This window comes from Micromonospora arborensis, from assembly GCF_003205615.1.
GTDB classification, from domain to species: domain Bacteria; phylum Actinomycetota; class Actinomycetes; order Mycobacteriales; family Micromonosporaceae; genus Micromonospora; species Micromonospora arborensis.
In genome coordinates this window covers 1-363 of the sequence record NZ_PYBV01000164.1, presented here as the reverse complement: position 1 = coordinate 363, position 363 = coordinate 1, and the positions used below count along the sequence as shown (strand labels likewise).

1 pseudogene is annotated in these 363 nt (G+C 73.0%); it reads right to left on the bottom strand.

What is annotated here, in order from left to right:
* Positions 1-49: 49 nt before the first annotated feature.
* Positions 50-363 (bottom strand): annotated as a pseudogene (locus C7C45_RS33275) (pyruvate dehydrogenase (acetyl-transferring), homodimeric type); the annotation flags it as partial.

Genomic DNA, 363 nt, shown 5'->3' with positions numbered 1-363 from the left:
GCCTCCCCGATCGGGGAGGCCGGCCCTCGGCCGTTCACTGTGACCGGACTCAGGCGTCTCCGCCGGCCGCGCCCGGGTGGGCGGCGGCCACGTCCAGCAGCTGGTAGCGGTCGATCGCCTCCTTCAGCGCGGAGCGGTCGATCTTGCCCTGCTTGGCCAGCTCGGTCAGCACGCCCAGCACCACCGACTGCGCGTCGATGTGGAAGAACCGGCGGGCGGCACCGCGGGTGTCGGCGAAACCGAAGCCGTCCGCACCCAGCGACTGCCACTGACCCGGCACCCAGCGCGAGATCTGGTCCGGCACCGCGCGCATCCAGTCGGAGACCGCGACGAACGGACCCTCGGCGCCCTGGAGCTTCTGCG